The following is a 24,021-nucleotide window of genomic DNA, read 5'->3' on the forward strand; positions in this document are numbered from 1 at the left end:
TACCAGTTCATTTGACAGTGTAACCTCAGGTCCTATGACTCTTTTTAACAATCCGGCAGTGGAAAGGGCTGCTTCAGCTCTAGGGGAGGATATGGGAATAATTTCCACGATGACTGTTACAGGTCAGCCGGAAAGCAAATACAACTGGATAGAAAACCTGACACTGATCGTTGACCAGAAACCGAACTACCTTTATCATGATCCTGATTTTGACCTCAGGAAAGAGTACGAATTAAAAGATCCAAAAGGAAAAACGATTTATCCTTTGGGCGTCAGAAATACCTGTATTTTCACAACAGGTATCTCCGATGAAATTGCAGACGGTATTTCCTCAAGTAATGAATATGTAAAAACCGAAACCTCTCAGCAAATCAGCCAGAGTGTTTCTAATCTGAATGCAGAGGTCCTCTTGCTTGAACAGAATCTCAGCGAGCAGAATATCCCCCTGGATACAACTAGTCTGACTAATGAAGTTTCTAACTTGAAACACACTTATGCTCAGGAAATGAGAGTTCAAATAGTTGAAAATATAGTTGAAGAGATAGACTCGAATCCGGTTGTTTCGGACTGGATTAAAGTAGAAAGAGTCAGGGTGATTACATCAAGCTATCTGACCAGCCTTTCTGACGACCAGATAATCCAGAAATCTACTACTAAAGAACTCGCAATTGAACTCTCTGCTATTGTAAAGTCTGAAATTCGAGACTCAAATCCACCGGTTGGACACGATGAACTTGAAGTTACTCTGAACAGAGTAGACACCGACATCAGAATTGGGGTTGCAAACGGAATCTGTGAAGTTACAATAAATAAAGGTGAAGTTATTGATGCTAATTTTAAGCGAGTCGATAACGAACTTAAAAACTTAGCAAATGAAACAGCTGATAGGTATTCCAGTGAAGCAAAAGATAAGGTAACAAGAAGGCTGGATAGAACCATGGCAAGTATTCCGTGCGGACTGCCGGTGCTGCCGCCGCATTGGATTTTTACAATAAATGTATGGACTTATGAGGTTATTGGAATATATGAAACATTTACACTTATAGATAACGATAATGAAGTGATTCCAAAGCCTTATTTTGGGCATAAGGGGCAAAAATATGTGAGGAAAGAGGATCGAGTCCGACATCCATACAAGGTTGACGAAATAGGAAATCCCATATGGTTAGGAAAGAATACTCGTATTGTTTTTAACTTAAATGGTTATTGCAGTACAATTGTAGGTTCAGGTCCAAATGGTGTAGGAGACAAGACCGGCGGCAAGAACGAAAAGTCGTTTGCCTACGACAGTCTTGTGTTAGAAACGGGAGGACTAACATGAAGCTTTTTTTTAAAATATTACTTTTGACTTTGGGCTTAATTATATTTACAGAAGTAGGAACAGCATCGAATCCCTATGGAGATATTTATGAGTATGATCTTTATTTTAATGGAAAACTATTAGATGTCAATGAAGTTCCACATCTGACTTTAAAAATAGGAGAACCATTTAAAGTAAGGGTAGATTTCACGGTATATGAAAGATATTACGTATCTACAATGATATCCGAAATTGGGAAGGGTAATTTCGTTATAATAGATGGACCAACAAAAAGAACAAATGATTATTGTGGAAAAGTTATTGAAAAAAACTCAACAGAAATTTTTGAATGGACAGTAGCACCTACTAAAAACTGGGCAGGAGGAAGTTTACCTATAGATTTCGTTTACCAAATTGATGAACTCGGTGCAGGTGGTAAAACATTAGTAAACAGTGGGTTTACTATAGCATACCCTTCTATCTCTAACGAATATTACGAAGGCGAAACTCCTACTTCTGAGCAACATACGTCTGAAGATCAACCAACCCAAGAACAGTCAACCTCAGAAAACTCATCTTCTCCGACTGCATCTGCACCGGCTTTCAGTTTAGTAACTGCTATTCTGGCGCTTGCGCTTGCATTTTTCAGATTCTTCCATCAATAAATTGATGAAAATATCAGGTGTTTACTGTTATTGACAATAGAAGTAAAAAGTCCGACTCTTGCTGCTCTGATGCTGCCGACAAATACAGCGAAGCTTACGTAAACAGAGAGCAGTACCTCACTCCGTCAGGAAAAATGTACGCTTCAAGCGATTTTGCCCGGTACATTGCTAAAAACGAGGTTTATAACAGGCTAATAGAAGATATAGATCGGAAGAACCGTAAACTGGACTCGGATCTCAATGCTTACATTCTTAAAGCTCTGGAGAAGAAAGGCATTGACACCAGTTCATTTGACAGCGTGACCTCAGGTCCAATGACTCTTTTTAACAATCCGGCAGTGGAAAGGGCTGCTTCAGCTCTTGGTGGAGATATGGGTATAATCTCCACAATGATTGTTACCGGTCAGCCGGAAAGCAAATACAACTGGACAGAAAACCTGACAATCATTGTTGACCAGAAACCCAACTATCTTTACCATGATCCTGATTTCGACCTCAGGAAAGAGTACGAATTAAAAGATCCAAAAGGAAAAACGATTTATCCTCTTGGCGTTCGGAACACCTGTATTTTCACAACCGGAATTTCAGAGGAAATAGCAGACGGTATTTCTTCAAGCAATGAGTACGTAAAAACAGAAGCTTCCCAGCAAATCAGCCAGAGCATTTCCAACCTGAACATAGAAGTTTTCCTGCTTGAGCAGAATCTCAGTGAACAGAATATCTCAATGGATACAACTCAACTTGACACAGAAGTTTACAACTTGAAGCATACTTATGCTCCGGAGATGAGGGCTCAGATAATTGAAAATGTAGTCAAAGAAATAAACTCGAATCCGGTTGTCTCAGACTGGATTAAAAAAGACGAAGTTAGAGCGGTTACAGCAAGTTACCTGAATAGCCTCTCTGACGATCAGATAATCCAGAAGTCTACTACTAATGAACTCGCAGTTGAACTCTCTGCGATCATAAAACCTGAAATCCGGAGTTCAAATTCACCCATTGAATCAGATGAACTTGAAGCTACTCTGAACAGAGTGGACACCGACATCAGAATTGGGGTTGCAAACGGAATCTGTGCAGTTACAATAAATAAAGGTGAAATTATTGATGCTAATTTTAAGCGAGTCGATAGCGAACTTAAAAACCTAGCAAATGAAACAGTTGATGTGTATTCCAGTGAAGCAAAAGATAAGGTAACAAGAAGGCTGGACAGAACTATAGCAAGTATTCCGTGCGGACTGCCGGTGCTACCGCCGCATTGGATTTTTACAATAAATGTATGGACTTATGAGGTTATTGGAATATATGAGACATTTACACTTATCGATAACGATAATGAAGTGATTCCAAAGCCTTATTTTGGGCATAAGGGGCAAAAATACGTAAGGGAAAGTTTAGAAATTTATGATCCTATAAAAAGAGACGAGTTCGGCTATAATATAAAGTTAGGTGATAATAGGAAAATTAGATTTAAGTTTAACGGGTATGCAACTTCTATAGTTGGTCCCGGACTACGGGGAGTAGGAGATAAGATAGGAGAGTCTACTGAAGAATCAATTGCATTTGAAAGCCTCCTTACAGAATATGGTGTATAATATGAAAGTAAAATACCTGATCATAATATCATTACTAATAGCAACTATTAGCCTGGCAAATGCATCTAATCCTTATGGGAAACTTTACACATATGATGTGTATTACAATGATAATCTTCTTCCCGGCGTGGAAGTGGCAAAACCTCTCCTTAAGATTGGAGAACCATTTAATCTCAAAATAAATATGACTGTCTATCAAGAATACAAAGTATCTGGTCAACTCACAACACTAGGTGAAGGTTACTTTGAGGTCATAGAAGGGCCTTCAAAAATGGATAAATATTCGAGCACAATTTTGAAGGCAAATGAATCCCACGTTTTTGAGTGGACAGTCATACCAACAGATAAATGGGCCGGTGGATCAATTCCAATCAATTTTCACTATTCAATCGTAGAAAAAGGCAATCCTGAACCTGTAGTAAACAGCGAATTCACAGTCGCCTACTGCACTATTTCCAATGAATACTATGAAGGCGAAACTCCTGCTTCTGAGAATTCTGAATCCCAACCCACCCCAGAGCAGCCAACCTCAGAAAATTCTGCCCCAGTGGCATCTGCGCCAGCTTTCAGTTTGGTAACTGCTATTGTTGCGCTTGCGCTTGTATCCCTCAGATTCTTCCATCAGTAGAAACTCTGGGGGAATATTAAACTTGTTTCTAATTTTTGGATTGACTCAATTAATCTGAAGTTACACTGAATAAAGTTGAAGTGATATCGAGGCGGTTACAGAAAGTTACCTGAATAGCCTCTCTGACGATCAGATAATCCAGAAATCTACTAATGAACTCGCAGTTGAACTCTCTGCGATCATAAAATCTGAAATCCGAAATTCAAACCCACCTGTTGAATCTGACGAGCTTGAAGCTACTCTAAACAGAGTGGACACTGACATCAGAATTGGGGTTGCAAATGGAATCTGTATAGTTACAGTAAACGAAGGTACAGTTATTGATGCCGGCTTTGGGAGAGTTGATAAGGAATTGAAAAACCTGGCAAATGAAACCGTTGACAGATATTCCGGTGAAGCAGGAGATAAGGTAACAAAAAGGCTAGATAGGACGATGGCAGCTGTTCCGTGTGGATTGCCGTTGTTGCCTCCACACTGGATTTTCACAGTGAATCTATGGACATATGAAATTGTGGGAAAATATCAAACATTTACCGTTACTGATAATGATAATGAGGTGATTCCAAAGCCTTATTTTGGGCATAAGGGGCAGAGGTACGTGAGAAAAGATGACCTTGTAAAGCATCCATTTAAACAGAATGTTGATGGATCCCCAATAATAATTGGAGAGAATATTCCCCTAAAGTTTCGGTTTAACGGATATGCCTCGACAATTGTTGGAACAGGCCCGAAGGGTGTTGGAGATAAATTGGGCAGTCACACGGAAAAATCCATTGAGTATGATAATTTGATACTGGAAATGGGGTGAAAGTATGAGATATATCGGTTTGACTACTTTAGGAGTGATATTTATCTTCTTGGTAGGAATAGCTTCTGCTGGTAGTCCATATGGCTCTATAGATGTTTACTACAACGACAAGATACTTCCTGGAAAAGAAATAGCAAAACCTCTTTTAAAGATTGGAGAACCCTTCAAAGTTAGGATTGATTTTACAGTGCATCAAAAATGTTATGTTTCTGTCAAACTAAGTGAACTTGGAGACAAAGATTTTGTCATAGTAGATGGACCAACCTCAAGAATGGAAGAGTATTATGGGAAAATTATAGAAGAGAATTCAACGGAAGTTTTTGAATGGATAGTAAAACCAACTGAAAGTTGGGCAGGTGGAAGTGTACCTATAGATTTTGTATATCAAGTTGATGAGTTAGGTGCTGGTGGAAAAACACTAGTAAACGGAGGTTTTACTGTCGCCTACTGCACTATCTCCAACGAATACTACGAAGGCGAAACTCCTACTTCTGAGCAACCTGTGTCCGAAAGTCAATCCACCCAAGAGCAACAAGCCTCAGAAAACTCATCTACTCCAGCGGCATCTGCACCAGCTTCCAGTTTATTAACTGCTATTATGGCGCTTGCGCTTGTATTCTTCATATTCTCCCGCCAGTAGAAATACTCCTTTCAGGAATATTTCTAATATATCTTTCGAGAAATTCTAGCTTTATGAAGGCAAAGAAATTAACTTCTGACGTTGATTTTCCCGAAAGAAAAGGACTTATCGCTTACGGTCATATCCTCTCTATAAGCTCAAAAATACAAGCTCAAAACCTGTTAAACTGAATATTAGCTGTAGGGGATAAGCAATGGCAGAAACAAACGAGCAGAATAAACCCTTAATCTGGAAGGAACTCGTACTGGGGTTCGCTGTGGTTGAATCATGTCTGTATCACTCGATCCGTACAATACCTATCGTGACCGCGAGCAGTGGCGAAGAAGTACTTTTTACGGACAATCTCACCAGGCTTACGAAACTGGAAATTGACGAAACTGTAAAAGGCGTCCTTCCGGTCCCGTTCCCGACCTATGAGATAACCGGCTCCATGCCGGTTGAAGGCGAAGAATTCAGTGAGGTGCTGCTTTTAGGATACGAATATCCCGGCATGGAGGCCCCGGACTGGATGGAAATTCTTAAAAGAGAGGTCGAAAATCCTAGAAGGTGTGTATAAATTAGCCTGTAAAATCTCCATTTTTATTTTTATAAAAATGAATTCCAGGGAAAATCTGTACTTTTTCCCTCTTTTCTGTGCTTTGAATTTAGAACGTATCAAAAGAATGACTTTTCGGATATAATGGAATTTTTTATTTTCTCTATTTTTTGTTCAGGTGATATTGTTGTTCAAAACCTTGAAATTTTTCTTACTAACATTTTTATATCAGTTTTGCATAAATATATACTAACAAATTTTTGTTACTTTGGGGGGATTTTGACGGAAAAAAGAAGAACAATTGATAAAAATACTAGAGACGCCGTTTGGATCAAATATATGGGTAACAAAGTTGAAGGGAAATGTTATTGTTGTAAGATAAGGACGATTCATGTAATGGATTTTCAAGTTGGACATAACAAAGCAGTAGCCAAGGGTGGTAATGATAACATCTCAAATCTAAGACCTATTTGTGGTCCTTGTAATAGAGGAATGGGCACGAAGTCAATTGAGAAATATCGTGAAAAATTTGGTGATCCACATGTAAGTAAAAAAGAGCCCAGAACAAGTGAGAAAAAAGTTACGAAAAAAAATTTATTAGAGAACCTTGCAACAGCGAAACTTGAGAAACTAGTAAGGATATTTGATCTCGAATCCAAATTGCCCGTATTTCCAAATAAGGAAGATTACATAAAGGTGTTATCAAGTTCTAGAAGAGTTACAGTTGACGGCATTAAAAACATCCTTGTAATATGATTATTGATATCTTTGCGATCTTTGTCTCTCGAAATCCTATAAGCGATAAATGTAATCAAAATTCGGTATCATGATAATGCATGGGTCGACAGAACCCTTTAACAAGTATAATCCAAGGAACTGCCTTAACCTTTACATTATCTTCCCTTTTACCAGTCTGACTATCCAGAGAAACACTAAAATTTTAATATAACTTTTTATGTAATTACGTAAATATTTTTGCTTTCTATAAACAAAATACCCTTCTGCCGCCTTTGTAGTGTATTTATCCTACAGCTCTAATTACTGGCTTTTAGTAATGATTTCTCTAGCTTATGAAATTATTTCCGTTTGATTGAAGCTTGATTGCTCCAGCCGCGCACCTGCCAGGACAGCGATAACCGAAAATGCTACTCCGGCTCCCCTGGACTGATATCACTGTCTTAACCCCTGACCATCGGAAACCTGTTTTTGAATCTTATGTCAGATTTATGTCGATTCGCCACTTTTCCAGCGCGAAAGTTGTTAACTTCCTTACTTGGCTGGAGTCTGTTTTCTGTCTAAATGAGTTAAGTACTAATATAGAAAGCCTTATAGGGTAAAAATTAGAGACTGATCGAAACATGGCCAGGGAAATAAGGATACTCCATACTGCTGACACGCATCTGGGATACAGGCAGTACCACAGTGAAGCTCGGAGACGGGATTTTTTTGCAGCTTTCGAGCTTGTCGTGAACGATGCGGTTGAGATGCAGGTCGATGCCGTAGTGCATGCGGGAGACCTTTTTGATTCGAGGAACCCGACCCTTGAAGACCTTCTTGAAACCATGAATATCCTGGCACGGCTCAGGGCGGCTGGCATACCTTTTTTCGGGATTGTCGGGAACCATGAGAGCAAGCAGAGTACCCAGTGGCTTGACCTTTTTGAAGAAATGGGACTTGCGGCAAGGCTTGGGAAAAAGCCGCTTATGGTGAGCAATGCAGCCATTTACGGGATCGACAGCGTCCCGAAATCAAAGATTCCAATATTCGATTATTCAGGGTTTGAGGAGCCGGACTCCACCCTTTCCACACTTTCTAACCCTTCTATCCCTGCGAAAAATTGCTGGAAATTGCTTGTAATGCATCAGATTGTGAATCCTTTCCCATATGCGGAGTGGGACTGTGATGAGGTACTTGAAAACCTTCCTTTCGGGGTTGATGCGATTCTTCTTGGCGACTACCATGAACATGCAATAACTAAAAACAAGACAGGGGAAACCTGGATCACTTATCCCGGCAGTACGGAGCGGAATGCCGTTTCCGAAAAGGACGCCCGTTCCTACAATCTCATCACGCTTTCCGAAAAAGGAGTTGAAATCAGCAGGCGCACGATTCCGACTAGAAATTTCCTTTCTATCCCGGTAGAGCTGAACGGGGAAGATAAGCCCTATGAACAGATCTTTTCCAGAGTAAGCGAATATCTTGAAGAAATTCCGGAGTCCGTGGTTCATCTGGAGATTTCCGGAGATTCGGGGATAGTCCTGTCCCAGAGCGAGCTTGAGGAATACCTGCTTAAGAAAGGGGCTCTGGTGTCAAATGTCAAGGACAGGAGGACAAAAGAATCCATCCCGGAGGAGGTTTTAAAGGTCGCCTTTTCCGATCCTGACCATGCCGTTGCAGACGAGATAGGGAGAATGAGCTTAAACGACGGCGGGCTGATTATTGATGAAATTGTGCGGAGCCCAAACATTTCCAGGTCAAGAGTGGATGAAGAGACCGAAGGAATGCTCTCAAAGCTTATTGAAGCTAAAGCTGCGGACTTCAGAAGCCCAGATTTCGGGATAGAGATTCCAGCAAGCCCTGCCGTTGAATTCTCAGGAGAAACCGGGCTTGCGGGGAAATTCAGACCTGCCGGAATAATCGCCGGAGAACTTGAAATTACTGAACTCTCAGGTGTTCTCAGAACTTCAGACGGAAACGAGGACATTGAAAATAAGCTCCCCAGAAAGGGAATTGAAGCTTTAGCCGCGAGCAATCCCGGAAACGAAATCGAGTTTCTGGAAGCCAAAGATAACGAAACTGAGAGTAAATCCGAAACTGAACTTGAGAGTAAATCCGATAGTAAACCTGAAACTGAACCTGAAACTGAACCTGAGAGTAAATCCGATAGTAAACCTGAAACTGAACCCGAGAGTAATATCGAGACTAAACCTGAAATTAAACCTGTTAGTGGGCTTGCTGAAAGTAAGCCTGAGAAGGAAACTCGGAAATTACCTGAGCTCGGGGATAAAGGCAAACCTGAAATGGAAACGCCAGGCAAAACCGAGAAGTTGCCTGAAGAAAAACCTGCCAGGGCTACGGAGTTAATCGAAAAAGGGGGAAAGACAGGGCAGAATAAGGGAAAAGGAAAATCTGCCATACCCCGACAATATAACCTTGGTGATTACCTGTGAAGCTCAAAAACCTGTATATCGAAAACATCCGAAGTTATAAAAAGCTGGATTTTACATTCGAAGACGGTGTTACGGTTATTTCCGGGGTTAACGGGAGCGGGAAATCCAGTTTGCTTGAAGCCTGCTTTATGGGGCTCTTCGGAAGCAAAATCCTCTCAAAAGATTTCGTACTTGCGGATGTAATTTTTAAAGGGGCTGAAAATGCCAAAATAAGCCTGGATTTTGAGCATCTGGGACAGGATTACCTTATCGAACAGGCTTTCAGGTATTCTTCTCGGAGTGAGAGCGCTTCGAATTCGAAATGCGTGCTCTATGCCGATGGGGAAAGTATTGTCGATCAGGCTACCCGGACGTATGAAGAGGTCTGTTCCCTTCTGAATATGGACGAGGAAGCATACCGAAACTGCGCTTATATCCGGCAGGGCGAAATTGATGTACTCATTAATGCAAAGCCAAAAGACAGGCAGCGCATGATCGATGACCTGCTGCAGCTTGGAAAGCTTGAAGAGTACAGGGAAAGGGCAGGCAATGCGAAAACGGCTGTCCGAAGGCTTCAGAGGGATACCGGCAACAGTCTTTCGAGCGTAAAAGCCGAAATCGAAGGAATTGAAAATAAGGAACCGCATGCCGCACTGAACGGGCTAAGGCAGAAAATAAAGGAAAGCGATGTTGTCTTAAAAAAGCTTAATGAAAACAAAGAGACTGCAGCAGCCCAGAAAGAAAAGCTCGACCTCATGATTGCAGAGCACAGGGAACGGCTTCAGGAAATTCATGCCCTGAAACAGGCTCTGCTTAAATCCCAGGAAAGCAAAGCTGGCTGCATCCGTGACAGGGAAAACTTCTCAGGAGAATCTCATGAGCAGAGACAGGCCCTGCTCGGGTTGGGAGAAGAAAATAAATCTATCCGGGAAGAATGCGGCTTTGGAAACCTTGATATTGAGACTCTGATCTTGCAGCAGGAAAAGGAGGAATTCCTGGCCAGGGAAAAGGTTAATGGGATTTCAAAAGAACTTGCTCTACTTCTCAGGGAAGAAGAAGTGCACACTCAAGCCTTAAGCGACCTCGAAAAGGAAAAAGCTGAAACCGAACTCACTTTCATGCAGTGCAGGGCGGATATAGGGGCTGCAAACGGGGAAATCGAAGGAAACAGGAAAGGTATCCTGAGAATTGAAGAAGAGAACGAAAGGCTTAAAGAAACTGCAAAAGAAGGTACAGGTTTCTCCGAAACTTACGAGATTCCTTTATTCATAAAGGAACTGGAAGAAAAAGAAAACCTTCTGCGTGAAAGGAAAAACGAAGCCTCAACAAAGCTTGCCCTTGCCTTCAAAGAAAAGGAAACCGGAGACATAAACCTTCTCACACTTGATAAAGAACTTCAAAATTACAGGATAGCAGTTCGGAAAGGTAAAACCGAAATTGAGATTCTTGAAGAAGAGCTCCGGGAGAAAGAAAGGGCAGCTCTGGAAGTCCAGGAACAGAAATCCGAAGCTTCCACGGGGCTAAAGGGGCTCGGGTTTACCGGGGAACAGCTTGAGGACCTTGAATATCTCAGTGAGTTACTGCTGGAAAATAAAAACAGGCTTCATGGACAGGAAAAAGAGCGTGAGGCTACCATCAGGGAGCTTGAAAAGGTTCTCCGTAAAAACCAGCAATTGCTTGCCGAAGGAAAGTGCCCTACCTGTGGGCAGGAACTTAAAGGCTCTGAGATTGCCTGCACGACCGAGGAATCCGAGCAGAAGAGAGAAAAGCTTGCAGCAGAACTTCTTGATATAAAGCTCCAGCAGGCTGAAATCGAGAAAAAAATCAACCGGCTCAAGGACGCAAAAAAGCTGGAGAAACGGATTTCGGATTATGACCTTGAAACCGAAAAACTAAGGAATAAGGCAAAAGAGCTCCAGGAAAGGATAAAGATCCATAGAATCCGGTTCGAGGAAGATTCCCTTAAACTTGAAAGCTTCAATAAACAAAAACAGGAACTTGAGGCTAAGATGGGACAGCTCCTTCCAGATATAAAAGCTCTGCAGGGCTGGGAGGAAGCAGCCCTGAAAGCTCACAGCGAGAGCGAAAAAATGCTTCGAGACGCAAAAGCTTTTGAGAAAAAGCTTGCCGAAAACGCTTCGGAAATTGAGACCCTGAATGGAAAAATAAGGACTTTCCTTGCATTGATCGAAAATTACGGGCAAAGGCTTGAAGAGCTCAATGAGAAACTGAAAGGGCTTGCCGGAAGGGAAAATCTGGAAAAGGAGAAACTCAGGGTTCTGGAAGTTGAGCTTGAAGCCCTGAAGAAAAAAGAAGACCTGGCAAAAAAATCTCATCAGGAGAGCGAAAATCTCCTCCTGCAGGCGAAAAAGCTCAGGGCAAACCTTCTTCGCATGGACAATACAAAGCACAAAATCTCCGAGCTTGAGGCTTCTATCAGGAACCTTACGGAAAAGATCGGCTTCTTTGACCGGGAGATCCTTGAGAGAAACGAGCGGGTAAAACAGCTTGAAGGAAAGCTCCAGGGAAGCAGGTTCGAGGATCTGCAGGATAAACGCAGCAAGTTTGAAGCGTATCAGGCAAGCCTTTCCGAAAAAATCCGACAAATAACGGCTGCAAAAGATGCATTTTTGAAAGAAGCCGGTATGGTCGAGAACAGCTTAAAACGCCGCAATGAGCTGAAAGATGAACTAAGGGCTCTTGAAAACAGGAAATTATATCTCGAAGCCGTGTATAACAATGCTGAGGAACTTGAGAACATGTATATGCGTGTTCGGGCTGATATGCGGGCAAGAAATATAGGGGCTCTGTCTACCCTTTTGAATGAAATGTTCAGCTTCATGTATGCAAATAATGCCTATTCCCATATCGAACTCGACCCGGAATATAACCTTACGGTTTACAGAAAAGACGGCACTCCTCTTCAACCCAAACTCCTTAGCGGGGGAGAACGAGCCATTTTTAACCTGGTGCTGCGCTGTGCGATTTACAGGCTTCTTGCTCTCGGTTTTGGCGGAGACAGGGCAGATGGGCTTCCACCTATGATTCTTGATGAGCCCACCGTTTTTCTTGACCGCGGGCACATAAACCAGCTTTTGAAACTCATAGACCTGATGCGCAGCATAGGGGTAGGCCAGATTATTGTGGTCTCCCATGACGAGACGCTTATAGACTCTGCAGACCACATCTTCCAGGTAGAAAAAGACCCTCTTACAAATATGTCGTCTATCGTAAAGGTTTAACTTAAACCGTTGCGCCGGTTTATCACGCCGTTACATGGGGATTTTCGCTCAAGCCTTTTTTGAAAAGGCTTGCGTTGCGCCGGTTTATCACGCCGCTACGTTGTTTTCGATAAAACCTTTTCTCAAAAGGTTTTCGCTCAAGCCTTTTTTGAAAAGGCTTGCGATCAAACATTTTTTGAAAAAGTTTGTGAGAAAGGCTTGCGGATTACCAGTATACCAGGTAATTAAACAGTCCGTCAATTTCCTCTTTGTATTCCTCAAAAAAGCTATAGTTCTTTACAAGATAGCCCTCGGCAGGAAGATCTTCGAGATACCCGTACCAGTAGACAACCATGCCTTCTCCGAAGATCTCGGCATACTCCCGAAACTGTTTCTTCGAATAGTGTTCGTGTTCGAAGTCGTCTCCGAAAAGGGCTTTGCTTTCAATCCAGTTGACCATAAGGTTGTCTATACATACCGGGTCTGCCAGGACAAAGTCAGGGGTCTTGCCGTCTCCCTTGGCCCGAATCTCTGCTTCGGTGCAATAAGGAATTTCCCTATCATCAAGCCATTTCTGGATAACGGCTTCTCCCATCTCGCCTTTCTTACACTGCATCTCATGTGCGTGAGGCGAAAAGAAGTGATCGGCTTCAAGGGCTCTTTTGACTTCCTTTCTAAGGCGGCGGTTTTCGATTAAATCCACGTTTTTGAAAAGCCAGTTTATACTTTTCTTGGAAATCTCACAGTTTTTCATTATAAGCGAAGCCATGAGAGTCGGAGGAAAGCCCGTGTATTCCGCAAGATCAAGGATAGTACGCCCCTGTCTCCATTTTAAAAAAAGTTCGTTCTCTCTGGAGTAAATCTTCCTGTGTTTGAATCTCGTCTTTTTTACGATTTTCTGGTTGAGAATTGTTGCAAGTACGCCTACAGGTTTGGAATATTCCTCCGAAAGGCGAAAAACATCTTTAAAGTCGTGCAGTGAACTGTATATTTTCTGGTATGTCTGGCGGTCCATCCTGAATCATCATATCCCTTTTTTGTTTTCTTCCCGGGCACGCAATGTGGAAGTTAAGCAGAATGAAAGACGGGAATCTTACGATATCAAAAGTCTCTCAGACGTGTAATTGATTTCCTCATGATTTCTTCTATGCTCATAGTTTATAATCATAATCAATGCCTTGAAACCCGGAGCAGCCGCATTTTTGATATGCTGAGCCGATTCGCTTCAGAAGCTCCGGAGTGGAGAAGACACTTTTTCGTCGCAGGTCCGAAGCCTTTCTCACAAACTTTTTCAAAAAAATCCTTGATCGCAAGCCTTTTCAAAAAAGGCTTGAGCGAAAACTTTTTCAAAAAAGTTTTGTCAAAAACGCATGCTTTATCGAAAACGGCTTGACGGCGTGATAAACCGGCGAAACGCAAGCCTTTTCAAAAAAGGCTTGAGCGAAAACCTTTTGAGAAAAGGTTTTATCGCAAACTTTTTCAAAAAAAGTTTGATCAAAAACCCATGCTCCATCTAGACCGGTGTAACCGGGGCGTGATAAACCGGCGCAACGGTTTCGGGTCAACGGTCGCGGTTAACTCCAGAACTCTTCATTATAAGTATCAGGGAGGTCTATTTCCATCGCTTCGTCAAGTTTCTTACGTTTTTCCTGGTTTTCAGGGGGCTTTTTTATTTTTTCTTCTCTTTCTGACAGGTAAGTGTTATCTTTTTTATCAATATCAAAAGGTGCAAAGATTGTCGTGTGCTTATCTCTTGAAATGATTTTTTCCGGGGTCCGTGGTTTTTCCTGGATTCCTGGCTGGGTTTTTGCACAGATAACCGGGTTTTCTTCACCCGTCTCTTTCCTCAATCTGGACTCCAGCCTCATGGAGGCTTTTTCGGCGTCACTGGCAGTATACCGTTCTCTCAGCCTTTCTTCGTGGTTTCTCTCGGGCTTCGGGTCAGGAATTCTTACAACTGCTTCCTTGATATCCCGGACCTGAGTAAAGCCTGTCTCGTCTCTCCCACCAGGTTTTCCCAGAGTTTTTTCTGTGAGCCTTGTGGGAGTCCAGTCTCCTTTTTCGGAGACATTTTTTCTTTTAGAAAGTGGTTGCCTGCCTAGTTTGCGGAAAGTATCTTCGGCATACGTGTCCCTGTTGCGGTCAGGTTTCCCGGATTTAATTTTACTTGTTGTACTGTAGCCTATAAGGCAGGTGGGTTCTCTCGTTCTCCACTCAAGGCAGAAGAGGTGGCATTCCCGCCCTTTACACGTCTGGTTTTCATTAAGTGGACAGACTTCTGGAAGGGTCATATTACTAAAAACAGCAGAATATAAAAAATAGTTAACGGTAATAAAAATTAGGTATTTAATCAGAACCCATTGAGGGTTTCTGCAATCAGGGGGGCTACACTCAGCCTGCTCTCGGCTTTTTCGAGGGTATCGGTTCCGATTATGTCCTTTACGCCTGCATTGAAGAGTCTCAAAGCCGCATTCCTTGCAAGTACAGGATGAACGCAGGCAATATAAACTCCGGCCGCTCCCTGATCTCTGAGCATTCTGATAGATTCTGCCATTGTCCCGCCTGTTGCGATCATATCATCCACAAGGACGACATGCCTGCCTGTCACCTCGAGATTCTTTGTCTTGATTACAACTGTATCTCCACTGAGCCTTGTTTTCTCAAGATGGTCATAATCAAAGCCCAGCCCTGAAGATACATTCTTCACAAGCCCTTCGGCTCCGGAGTCAGGGGCAATCAGAAGAGGGTCTTCAAGACCAAAACCTGCGATATATTCCCCGAGCAGTTTTGATGCATCAAGGTTTTCCGCAGGGCAAGGGAAATGTTCAAGCACGCTTTTTTCGTGGATGTTTACAGTAAAGATCCGGTCAGCCCTTACACAGCGGGCAACCGCGCGAGCACTGATCGGTTCTCCGGGCTTGAACTTCTTGTCCTGTCTGGCGTATCCCATGTAAGGAATCACGACATTGAGCTCGCTAGCCCCTTCACAGGCATCGATAAGCTGGAGCAGGGATACAAGGTCCGAGTCGGTGGGCGTGCTCTGGATAAGGGTCACACGCTCGTTTTCGGTCTCTTCTGTAATTCGGAGATAAAGTTCCCCATCAGGGAAACGATTAAACTCACAAAGCACAGGCTCTGTGCCTAAAGCCCGGGCAGTGCGGCTGGCAAGTAATTGTGATGCTGGTCCACCTATAACTTTCAAGATATATACCTCAGTCTGCCGTCTTGATATATCCCATCCTTTAAAAAGCTTATTTTTAATGCGCTTACCCTGGCCCTTACCCTTTAAGCTTTTCGAGCACCCGGATATTTTGTATTGAAGTGCCGGGATAATTCCCGCTCTCGTCTTTTTCTGCCGATTTCACCATATCCCAGATAGTCAAAAGCGCTGCCGATACGCCTGTGAGGGCTTCCATCTCGACTCCCGTTTTCCCGATAGTTCTGACTTCAATCTCAGCCGAAATCGTTTTTTCTCCGATTTTAAAGTCCACATCTATGGCAGTAATCGGAATTTGATGGCACATGGGGATTATCTCAGGGGTTTTTTTAACCGCAAGCACGGCTGCAACCCTAGCAGTTGCAAGCACATTGCCCTTTTCTACTGTTCCGGTTCTTATCTTCTCTATAGTCTCTCCGGAAAGTATAATTTCTCCTGCAGCCCGCGCCAGTCTGGGAATTTCCTGCTTTTCGCCTATATCTATCATGCGTGCTCTGCCGGACTCGATATGAGTAAATTGCTTTTCCACGAAATCACCGCGTTTTTCATACTTTATATTCACCTTACCGTGTATATTTTCCACGGTTTTTAGCCTATCTGGCTTTTACTTTCATTTATTGTGTCTTTTAAGTGCTTTTTTTGCTTACCGGCGCTTTCTCCGGTTTTGCAGGGCTTTTACCTGATTTTTAGCCTCTCTTTCCCGGATCAGTCAATTCTGATCTGTTTTCTCTTTGAGTAATCTTCAATTGCTTTTTCCAGATCTTGCGCAAACGCTCTGGCTTCTTCAAGATTAAGTTTTATGACCTGTTCATCTTCCCCATGAAAAACCGTAAATCTTATTCTGTTCCTTTCTATTTCCAGCTCGATTTTCCTTTCTACTCCCTGCACCATAAAATTGCCTCCCCGTTTATCATTTGTGTATCTCGATGAATTTGTAGTATGATTGAATTTGCAGTATGATTGAATTTGTAGTATGATTGAATTTGTAGCATGATTGAATTTGCAGTATGATTAAATTTGCATTATAATAGTATTAATTGCAACTAATGTAGCTTTTAGTTGTATGGCAGTAGATCGAACAAAATGCTAAATTAATTGTAGTGTTAAATACGCTTCGGCACTAAATTAATTGGGATGTTAAGTTTCCAGCTGCAGGCTGGAAGCTTTAGAACTTACTTCTATTTCTTTTTCCCTAGCTCTCTTACCCTATTTCTTTTTCCCTAGCTCTCTTACCCTATTTCTTTTTCCCTAGCTCTCTTACCCTATTTCTTTTTCCCTATCTCTTTTACCCTATCCCTGCTTCTTTAATTATTTCAGGAATTTTTTCTATAACATCCGTTGCAAGCAGCCCGTTGCCTGCTTTCTCAAAAGCCAGATTCCCGGCTGCTCCGTTAATATATGCAGCACAGGCTGCCGCAAGGAATGGGGGATTTCTGGAAAAAAGCGATCCTGTAAGCCCTGCAAGCACGTCCCCTGTGCCTCCTACAGTCATGCCTGCATTTCCGGTTCTGTTCAGCAGGGTCTGTTTTCCGTCCGAGATAATATCGATTTTTCCTTTGAGAAGCGTTACAACCCCCTCTTCCTCCGAGAATTCCCTGACGACTTTAATGCGGGATTCCTGGCTTTCAGGTGTTTCCATGCCTCTCAGTCGGGCAAACTCCCCTGAATGCGGGGTTACTATAAGTTCACAGTTGCCTGCAAGGCTTTCAAAGATAGTGCCTGACAGGGCTGAGAGTGCATCGGCATCAAGGACGGCTTTCCTGCAAAAGGGAAGAATTTTCCGAACGGCTTCCAGGGTTTCTGCCGCTCTTCCTAATCCCATTCCCATCACGACCACATCATGGGAATTTATAAGGTCCAGAAGAATGGAAAGATCGTCAGGGCGGAGAATATCAGAAGAAAGTTTTCTGACAATAAGGTTCGGAGAATAAGATTCTACAACCTCGGCTACAGGCATGGGAACTGCTACGGTTACAAGATCTGCCCCAGCCTTGAGGGCTGCAAGGGCTGCAAGGGCTGGAGCCCCTGAATACGGGCCGCCTCCTATAACAAGGATCTTTCCGGAATCTCCCTTATGTCCGCCGGATTCCCGCCTGTGGAGCATCATCAGGTCTCCGGGGCCGGCATATTGTTCGGCGTCGGCAAAGACTCCTATCTCGGCAACCTTTATCATGCCAGTGTATTCCTTTGCCTTCTCGCTAATAAGCCCTATTTTCATACGGTGGAAAGTAACTGTAAGCCCTGCACGCACGGCTTTCTCAAAGTATCCGCCGTCAGGGTCAAGTCCTGAAGGAATGTCAATCGAGATCACGGTTTTTCCGGCTTTACCTTCCCTGTTTATAAGATCGATAGCTGTGGACTCGGGCTCTTTTATTTTCCCTTTTATTCCTGTTCCGAATACGGCATCTACGAGCAGGTCAGCTTCTGAACACCAGCCCGAAGCCGCAGCTTCAAGCTGGCTTGAATCCGTTATTTCGAGCACCTCTACGCGGCTGAAATTCAGCAGGGAAAAATTGTGTAAAGCTTCCTTAGTTCCTATATCTCTGGCTTTTCCCAGCAGGATTACCTTTACAACATATCCCGGAGAGCCTGCCAGATGCCTGGCTGCAACAAAAGCATCTCCTCCGTTGTTTCCCCGGCCTGCGACAAAAAGTACCTTACCGCTCTCAAGTTTTTCCCGTACATGTTGTGCAATAGCTGCACCTGCATTTTCCATTAGCTGGACAGGTAGAAGTCCAAGGCATTCGCAGTTTTTGTCTATTGCCTTCATTCTCAAGGAACTGATGCACCTCATATTAATTGCCTGCCTGCCGATTTCATCCGGCTTCCCGTAACCTTTTAATCTTTCAAATCTCACTCAAAACCTGAAATCCTGGCTTATGTACTGTCATAGAAATCATTATATATCTCTAGAGTAATTGAAGTAATTTACTCTATATTTTTACACCGAGGAAAACCTATTTGATGTTATTAACTATATACGTTACATTCCGATATAACATAATATACCGGGGTTACTGAATTTTCCATAAAAACAATATCGATCCCCAAGAGCATGGTTCACAAAGTATAATTCCGCTTGAAAGCGATTCGTAAGAGATAATTTATATATGAATTTCATAAGGGTATTTAATCAGTAAGAAAAAAGGTCTAAAAACTACAGCTAGCCTTACAGTTAACTAACTGCAGTAAAACGTGAACAGGCAGGATTCTGATCAAATGTTTGCTTTCCTTTGCACGTATCTGGACTTATATAAAGCAGGGAGGACTCTTTTTGGCTAATTTTTCAAAAGATGCGGATAGCAACCTTAAAAGTACAGTCAAACCCAGATACCTTGTTCTGGGCAGTGGAAGTGTCGGTTTCGCGCTTGCGAAAGAGCTCAGGGAAAGCAATAAGCTCGTAATTATCGTAGACAAAGACGAAGCTAAGGTCGAGACTCTCAGGGAGGAGGGCTTTGAAGCAATGGTAGGTGACATCTCCGATCCTGAGCTTGTCGATAAGATTGACCTTAAAAACGTTGTTGTTATACTTTTCCTGACTTCCAACAATGAGGCTAACAGGAAGGGCATCGAAAATTTCAAGAAGGCCATTAGCCCTGATGTTCAACTCTTTTCCAGAGCCTCGGATATTATTAATAAGGAAAAAATGGAAGACCTCGGGGCAGATTATGTCTTTATGCCTTCCAAGCTTGTTGCAACTTCACTTTCCCGTTCCCTTGAGAGAGCCGAGTCGGTTCACAGGGGCAACAGGCTTGCGCGGTGGCTGAAAGGAATTAGGGATAAAAAACTTGCCATTGTTATCCACGACAACCCTGATCCCGATGCCATTTCGAGCGGGCTTGCCCTGAAAGAGATTGCAAAGACCCTTGGCGTCGAAGCAAATATTCTCTACCATGGCAGGATCGGGCACCAGGAAAATAAAGCCTTTGTAAATCTGCTGGGGATTGACCTCGGCAAGATGGAAGAGCACGACCTCAGAGGTTTCGATGAAATTGCCCTGATAGACTGCTCGATTCCCGGTGTTAACAATATGGTTCCCCCCAATTCTTATGTGGGCATTGTAATTGACCATCACCCGCCGGGAGAAACCGAGATAAAGGCTGAGTATATAGACATCCGGCCAAATTTCGGGGCAACCGCTACAATAATGACAAAGTACCTGCAGCAGCTCAATATCAATATTTCCAAGACCCTGGCAACAGCCCTGCTTTACGGGATTCGGACTGACACCCAGGATTTCAAGCGAAAGACCGACCCAGCAGACCTCTCAGCTGCTTCGTACCTTTACCCCCTTTCGAACCATGGGATTCTGGACCAGCTTGAGCAGCCCTCAATGGCTATTGAAACCCTTGAAGTTCTCGGGGAAGCCATCAGGAACAGGCAGGTGCTGGGAAGTTATCTTCTGTCAAATGTCGGGAACATAAGGGATAGGGATACCCTCCCGCAGGCTGCAGATTACCTGCTGAGTCTTGAAGGGATCTCAACAACCGTGGTTTTCGGGGTCACTGAAGACCGCATCTATATTTCCGGGCGCAGCAACGATATCAGGATTAATCTCGGTGAAATTATGCGCCAGGCTTTCGGAGAAGACGCAGGCGGGCACGCAAATGCAGCAGGAGCACAGATTCCCCTGGGGGTTTTCAGTGCTACAAAAGACCGGCAGACCTTACTGAGGCTGGTTAATGAAGCCGTGGTCAAAAGGTTCCTGAGTGCTGTCGGAGTTGAAAGTGCGGGAGAATGAAAATTTTGAAATTTTCGGCTACAGCCCATAGCCGGAATCTTTCTCTCAAAACATTGAGTAAAATCCTTTCAGGAAATAAAAAAACGATATGAATAAGAGAAAAGAGAGGAAGAAGATAAAAAAGGTAAAGGAAGGAAGAGTGAGGGAAATAAATCTTTTCTTCCTCCAACCGAGTTTTAAAAGTTTCCAGAGCTTCTATTCCTACAGTTTCTTTTTAAGTTTTCTAAAGCTTTAATTTCTCCGTTTTCTCTAAAGCTCTAATTTCTCCGTTTTCTCTAAATTTTCCAGTTCTTTAAAGCCTCTTTTCTAAAGCCTCTAATCCTTCCGATTTCCTGCTTTTTGGCTTTAAAAATCCGGTTCAGCAAATTTCAGTTCGCTTCCGGAATTTTTACCTCTACCGGGTTCCCTTTCAAGATATCATTTTCCGTTACCTGGATTCCTGAGACTGTGGTGTTTTTTCCTGCACTAAGGGAGTAAGCTGACACAGCCCTGACCTCGCTTCCCGGATTCTCGGTCGAGTAAGGTACGGTTATTTCAAATGACCCGGTTTTATCCGATATTGCTGTATTCTGGTATGTGAATTTTCGGCCTGTATTCGAGCTGAGTTCAAGGGTGGCAGTAACGTTCTGCTCCGGGCTTGCAGTACCTGAAAGCCTGGCTCCCGGGACGAACTCGAATACCTTTACGTCATTTTTCTTTCCGTCCTTTTTGTCCGGGATAGAACTTTCATGGACAAGTCTCAGGTTCCCAAGATTTGTTCCGTCAAGTTCATGAAGTTTATATACTTCGGTATTTGCGAATTCATTTGTAGCAGTCGCAACAGTTTCAAGCCCGTTTTTCCCATTGACGGTTTCAATTTTGAAGTACTGCTCGATATCCTTGCCTGCAAGCTCTACAATAGCCCCAAATTTACCGCTAGCCATCTGCTTGTCAGTTATTACGTATTTCACGTTGAGTTTTTCCATAATTGCCTTTGCTTCTTCCTCGGAATCGGTTGTGAAGAAATGTGCGGAATCCTGTATGCCAGTCTGGAAATTGTTTGAGACTGCAGGCCTTTCTGCCAGGTAGACAATCCAGTTACCGTAGTCCCACCAGCTCAGAACCCCATATTCGGGAGTCTGAGAAGGCTCAGGGTAATAAGAGGTTTCAGGGCTTGAGGTTTCAAGCCAGGTGAGAGCTTCTTTCCATTCAGGATCAATTGAACTTCCTTCTTTTGCAAAAGCAAATCCTGCCCACAGGCAGGGTACAAACACAAGCCCTATCAGTACCACGGATGAGAAGATTTTGAAATAATCGGGTTGCAGGTTTTTTATCGAGCCCGATGGATTACTTGTTTTCGGCTTTGATTTTGCTTTTGACTTTGTTTCTTTTCCTGCCTTAAGTTCGGGCATGGAATTTTTCCCCGCCATCGGTCCGGATTTCAATAAATTCCTTGCTTCGGTCTCAAAATTAAAGGATTCAAGCAGGACCCAGAGGAAGTAAGCGGTAAGAATTGAAACGTTTACCGCGAATAGATAGGAAAAACGCCTCTGAGAGAGTGCTAAATACGCGAAAAAGACTGACCATAAGAGGAAAAATATCCCTTCAGGCTTTGATTTTTCCCCTTTCCACTCAAGGCCGAGCAGGAAAAGTCCTCCCAGCGCTGCGGGGAAGCAAAGACCCAGGCTTGACAGTACTGGCGAGAAGGTAAGTCTCCCCTGTGCGGTTAAAAATAACGGTACGGCTTCGGAAATTGTGCCTATGTATTCACCTTTTCCAAGGAAGAACCTCATACCTTCAATTACGAAAGCATAGGATTCGGTGGAAAAAATCTTGAGGGACAGGAGCCCTATCCCGGAAACCAGTATCAAGATTGCCGGATAGTATTTCCAGTCCACATCTTTTCTTGAGATATATGAGGAAAAGCCCCAGAGGACTAAGGTTCCTGCCAGCATGCTGAGCACATAAAATACCTGGAACCAGGAAAGGTACATTGCGCTCATTTCAAGTCCCGGGCGTGCGAAAGCCGCTGATAGGGGGATGGTAAAGAGAAGTGTTGCAAGAAGGCACGTAGTGGCACAGACAAGAAGATATTCCGAGTTTTTCCCTGCCCTGAAGTCAAGAGTGGATTGTATGAATACATAGAGTACGATAAAACTCACAAAAACCGGAGCTCCGACCCATGTGAAAATAAGGAGTGCGAAGAATAGCCCGGATGCTACTGCGGAAGCCAGTGCTTTTGCAAGTTTCTTTTCTGAGGAGACGTTTCTAAGCGAAGCCAGGGAAAGCGCCCCCTCCCCTGCCCATTTTAAAGCAAGTATGAATAATGCATAAGCTGAAGTTGCGAGGAGAGTCTCTGCTACGTGATGGTCAACCGCACCGAACCGGGATATATATACATGTGCTGGAAGCACTGCAAAAATCAAAGCTCCAAGGAATGCGTTTTTTCTGTCAAGTATCGAGACAGCCGCAATATACAGTGGAATTATAGTCAGAATCCCAAGAAGTACTGGCAGCAGGGCTCCTGCAAATTCGATGGTATGCAGATTAGGCTGCCCTCCTCCCAGGATTTTTGCAAGCAACCCGCCTAACAGGTCAAAAAAAGGAGGCCATCCGATTTCAAAACCCTGAGGATAATTAATGTAGGAATCGAAATTAAGGGAATGGGGAAAATTAGAAGCCGTATATACAATGCGCCGCATATGATAGAAGTCATCGAATCCATTGAAGGTTATGCTTCCGTTTGCAGTAACCGAGGCATATGACAGCATGCGCATGAGAAAAGCAACTACTACAACTGCGGTCAGAGCAATAATACTGAATTTTAAATTATGAGCGGGCCGTTTTGCCACCGGACATCCCATGCCTTTGTTCGTTGTAACCATCTCTTTTAGTTTTTTAGCTGTTTGCTTTATTATACTTTTAAGTAAAATAATCTTTGATAGTATTCAAATTAATATAATAACTTTAAGGTTCTCTCGTCCAGATAAAAAAGTGTGTACGCCTGATTCGCGATTTCATCTGGCAAGTATTATATATACCTCTTCTAATGTTGATATGAATTTTTCAATATACTTATAACCGTTGAGCTTAATCAATTGTTGAAACCGGGAAAAGATCCTTAATACTTACGGAGATCTGTTATTAATATAAAATACCTGATGCTACCGATAAACGATCTGGTATTATTTATAAAAAGTCCTTTTGCGACTAATTGAAGCACTAATACTATTAATACAACATCCAGCACTGGCAATAAAAAAACTCTGGTACTATCAATAAAAGCCCTGATGCTACTAATAAAAGCTTCGATGCCACCAAACAAGGGTCTGGTATTACTTTATGGAGGTTCAAGACTACTGCTATTACTGATAGAATACTCGATACCACCAATAAATGATTGGCATCTTTAACAGAGCCCTGATAATGCTAATTTCAGAAATAGTTTAGAAATTCTGAGCGTTAGAATGGCCGGGTATATTACTTCCCACTGCCGGGGATCTGTACCGGATTCAGTTTCCGGTAGCCTCTTAAATCTGCTTA

The 24,021-nt window shown here is 43.0% G+C and carries 17 protein-coding genes and 1 pseudogene; 11 read left to right on the forward strand and 7 right to left on the reverse strand.

Going from position 1 to position 24,021, the window contains the following annotated elements; genetic code table 11:
* The 10 genes and pseudogenes from EQO05_RS05655 to EQO05_RS05700 form a co-directional block, all read left to right on the forward strand.
* A pseudogene (locus EQO05_RS05655) lies at positions 1-1,321 on the forward strand (hypothetical protein); the annotation flags it as partial.
* Entirely contained in the window at positions 1,318-1,965 is a 648-nt protein-coding gene (locus EQO05_RS05660; protein ID WP_128504605.1) for a sarcinarray family MAST domain-containing protein, read from the forward strand. The pseudogene EQO05_RS05655 and the gene EQO05_RS05660, both read left to right, overlap by 4 nt.
* Positions 1,966-1,982: 17 nt before the next feature.
* The gene (locus EQO05_RS05665; RefSeq protein WP_205793715.1) at positions 1,983-3,560 is read left to right on the forward strand and encodes a hypothetical protein; all 1,578 of its coding nucleotides are present in this window, start codon (positions 1,983-1,985) and stop codon (positions 3,558-3,560) included.
* Between the two features lies 1 nt (position 3,561).
* The gene (locus tag EQO05_RS05670; RefSeq protein ID WP_128504607.1) at positions 3,562-4,188 is read left to right on the forward strand and encodes a sarcinarray family MAST domain-containing protein; all 627 of its coding nucleotides are present in this window, start codon (positions 3,562-3,564) and stop codon (positions 4,186-4,188) included.
* A 250-nt stretch (positions 4,189-4,438) separates the two neighbouring features.
* Entirely contained in the window at positions 4,439-4,996 is a 558-nt protein-coding gene (locus EQO05_RS05675; protein WP_205793717.1) for a hypothetical protein, read from the forward strand.
* A 4-nt stretch (positions 4,997-5,000) separates the two neighbouring features.
* Entirely contained in the window at positions 5,001-5,636 is a 636-nt protein-coding gene (locus EQO05_RS05680; protein WP_128504609.1) for a sarcinarray family MAST domain-containing protein, read from the forward strand.
* A 193-nt stretch (positions 5,637-5,829) separates the two neighbouring features.
* The gene (locus EQO05_RS05685; protein WP_128504611.1) at positions 5,830-6,192 is read left to right on the forward strand and encodes a hypothetical protein; all 363 of its coding nucleotides are present in this window, start codon (positions 5,830-5,832) and stop codon (positions 6,190-6,192) included.
* A 258-nt stretch (positions 6,193-6,450) separates the two neighbouring features.
* Complete coding sequence (locus tag EQO05_RS05690; protein ID WP_164888477.1) at positions 6,451-6,927, forward strand: HNH endonuclease; 477 nt, start codon at positions 6,451-6,453, stop codon at positions 6,925-6,927.
* Between the two features lie 602 nt (positions 6,928-7,529).
* Complete coding sequence (locus tag EQO05_RS05695; protein ID WP_128504615.1) at positions 7,530-9,341, forward strand: exonuclease SbcCD subunit D; 1,812 nt, start codon at positions 7,530-7,532, stop codon at positions 9,339-9,341.
* Positions 9,338-12,562 carry a DNA double-strand break repair ATPase Rad50 gene (locus tag EQO05_RS05700; protein ID WP_128504617.1) on the forward strand — a complete coding sequence of 1,075 codons (3,225 nt, stop codon included), beginning with the start codon at positions 9,338-9,340 and terminating at the stop codon, positions 12,560-12,562. The genes EQO05_RS05695 and EQO05_RS05700 overlap by 4 nt, the downstream gene beginning before the upstream one ends.
* A 205-nt stretch (positions 12,563-12,767) precedes the next feature.
* Here the strand turns inward: EQO05_RS05700 and EQO05_RS05705 are convergent, their stop codons facing one another.
* The 6 genes from EQO05_RS05705 to EQO05_RS05730 form a co-directional block, all read right to left on the reverse strand.
* Positions 12,768-13,556 carry a C15orf41 family protein gene (locus tag EQO05_RS05705; RefSeq protein WP_128504619.1) on the reverse strand — a complete coding sequence of 263 codons (789 nt, stop codon included), beginning with the start codon at positions 13,554-13,556 and terminating at the stop codon, positions 12,768-12,770.
* Between the two features lie 559 nt (positions 13,557-14,115).
* Positions 14,116-14,832: a hypothetical protein gene (locus EQO05_RS05710; protein WP_128504621.1), complete on the reverse strand. Its 717-nt coding sequence runs from the start codon at positions 14,830-14,832 to the stop codon at positions 14,116-14,118.
* A gap of 59 nt (positions 14,833-14,891) precedes the next feature.
* Positions 14,892-15,743, reverse strand: a complete 852-nt coding sequence (locus tag EQO05_RS05715) for a ribose-phosphate diphosphokinase (protein ID WP_128504623.1) — start codon at positions 15,741-15,743, stop codon at positions 14,892-14,894.
* Positions 15,744-15,819: 76 nt separating this feature from the next.
* Positions 15,820-16,287, reverse strand: a complete 468-nt coding sequence (moaC, locus tag EQO05_RS05720) for a cyclic pyranopterin monophosphate synthase MoaC (RefSeq protein ID WP_128504925.1) — start codon at positions 16,285-16,287, stop codon at positions 15,820-15,822.
* A 176-nt stretch (positions 16,288-16,463) separates the two neighbouring features.
* Positions 16,464-16,649, reverse strand: a complete 186-nt coding sequence (locus EQO05_RS05725; protein WP_128504625.1) for a hypothetical protein — start codon at positions 16,647-16,649, stop codon at positions 16,464-16,466.
* Between the two features lie 394 nt (positions 16,650-17,043).
* On the reverse strand, positions 17,044-18,552 hold the full coding sequence (locus tag EQO05_RS05730) for an NAD(P)H-hydrate dehydratase (RefSeq protein WP_128504927.1): 1,509 nt from the start codon (positions 18,550-18,552) through the stop codon (positions 17,044-17,046).
* A 480-nt stretch (positions 18,553-19,032) separates the two neighbouring features.
* Here EQO05_RS05730 and EQO05_RS05735 point away from each other — a divergent pair, with 480 nt between their 5' ends.
* Positions 19,033-20,499, forward strand: coding sequence for a DHH family phosphoesterase (locus tag EQO05_RS05735; protein WP_128504627.1), 1,467 nt, complete (start codon positions 19,033-19,035; stop codon positions 20,497-20,499).
* Between the two features lie 368 nt (positions 20,500-20,867).
* Here the strand turns inward: EQO05_RS05735 and EQO05_RS05740 are convergent, their stop codons facing one another.
* A complete protein-coding gene (locus EQO05_RS05740; protein ID WP_240664369.1) occupies positions 20,868-23,363 on the reverse strand; it encodes an oligosaccharyl transferase, archaeosortase A system-associated in 2,496 nt (831 codons plus the stop codon).
* Positions 23,364-24,021 lie beyond the last annotated feature (658 nt).

It is taken from the genome of Methanosarcina sp. MSH10X1, assembly GCF_004099695.1.
Taxonomy (GTDB): domain Archaea; phylum Halobacteriota; class Methanosarcinia; order Methanosarcinales; family Methanosarcinaceae; genus Methanosarcina.